At 50.9% G+C, this 1,831-nt stretch carries 2 protein-coding genes; both read left to right on the top strand.

The features are described from left to right. Positions 1-305: restriction endonuclease (locus tag AC1DRJ_RS26225; protein WP_477804712.1), on the top strand; the 305-nt coding region annotated here is incomplete at its 5' end. 1,006 nt (positions 306-1,311) lie between these two features. Further along, the coding region (locus AC1DRJ_RS26220) for a hypothetical protein (protein WP_477804711.1) at positions 1,312-1,831 on the top strand (520 nt) is incomplete at its 3' end.

Below are 1,831 nucleotides of genomic sequence, written 5' to 3'. Positions count from 1 at the left end.
AGAAGACGGCTGACCAAGGCGCCGATCTTTTCGTCAGCCGCTTTGGCAAAAACATGGTGATCCAGGCCAAGAATTACGCCGGCTCAGTAGGCAACGCCGCTGTCCAGCAAGCCATTTCTGCTAAGGCTTTCTACGGGTGCGACGAGGCCATGGTGGTTACAAATTCCTACTACACAAAATCCGCAAAGGAATTGGCTAACACTGCTGGAGTACGGCTGATCGACCGGGATGGGCTTCAAAACTATTTGGACGACTACAATCAGAAGCTTATCGAGGTCTTTCAGGCCGAGGAAGAAAGTGTCTAGAAATACATGCCCTCCATGGCAAAAGCCTTTGGCTCGCGACTTCGGCGAGGGGGCGAGATGAGTGATGAGAAAGAGCATGGCCAACTTCAAATCGACTGAGATGAAATTCCTTGATTCGATCTTCAATATGGGAGGAGGGTACGTTCTCGATTTCTCAAATCGAACGATGGGCGAGTTCTTCCTTGAAGAGCTGACCATCGATATAGACCATGAGATGTTCTCCAAGGACGGCACATCAAAAGCCAGACGCCTTCGGTGCCTACTACAGAACGCAGATTCACCAACTGTCTGCCGCGTCCTTGACGCGTGTTGGTGCTGACGCCGAATTRACCCAGTGGCCGAGATGTCACTGACCCAGTCWTATTCCTMGCGAACCATTGCCTATGMTGGATTTCTGCSTACTKRSGGTAGGGCARTCTTGCRTCGGCACGTRGGTCAATTCGGCGTCAGCGTCTACAAGCTACGATCAGCAAATGTTCTTCACCGCGCTAATGGGGATGCATGGCGGTAGTAGGGCAAAGCTGGGCCCCGAAGGGGTCGCGGAACTGCTGTGGGAGAATCTCTTTCGCCGCTTACAGCGCTAAACATCCATTCATGCCCATTTGGCCCGCACGCGTTCGCGCTGAGCAGACCTGCGGTGTTCCTTGCCGAGGGCAAAGGCTGGTGCAGGGTCTGTTTGAGATAGTCATGTTCGTGTGCAGCATTGGGAGGCAGGAGCATAAAACTACAGAGCAGTGAGCAAGCCGTTGGCCACTACGCATCGATACCTCTCGTCATTCATCTCCATTGCTCCTAATCCGTCTGCGCTCGACAAGCTCGTACCGTAAGATAGAGGTGTTGATTTTTCGTGCGTTTGGGCCCGTCTCAAGCTGTCACGAGAGCAGTTCTATGTTGCAACCGCCTTTAACAAAATTTGTAGTTACGGAAGATTATTTCTCTTAAGCGTTAAAGTTTGCCCTTAAACCATCCGATTTGATTTTAAGAATCATAGTTTATGGCGGTGTTTGTGGGCAAAGACGAAGGGCAGTCAGGAATTTTTCTCGGAGCTCGCGATTTTACATGCTGGCGCGATCGTGAGTACAACGACCAATATCCATGTCAGGTTTCCAGGCAGGGCGAGAATACTGTCAATCTAAACTTAGATATTGTATCAATCGTGTTCACCAGCGCCGTAGCTGAAGAGATCGCGCGCTGTCTTTACGATGCTGTCCTCATTACCGTAGGAAATCTGGCAGGGTTTGTACCAACGCCAGCCGCACGGGACAGCATGTTTGAGCGCAAATATCATAAAAGAGTATCCGGAGATTGGAGTTACACCGCCGACGGGAAATTCAGTTGTCACGGATCCGAAAGCACGGTCTATTTTGTCGAGCTCCCAACAGATACCAATGATACAACTGAGCAAGTGGGCGTCTACACAGTTGAGGACGGTGGAGCAGAGCTTGTATTCGAGTTCATGTGCTATTCGTTCAGCATGCTTGACGCGGTTTGGCTAGCTAACAGTTTGATGGAGGCCGTCGGAGGTG

It is taken from the genome of Pseudomonas sp. P5_B2 (assembly GCF_056400445.1).
This window is presented reverse-complemented; position numbering and strand designations above follow the sequence as displayed.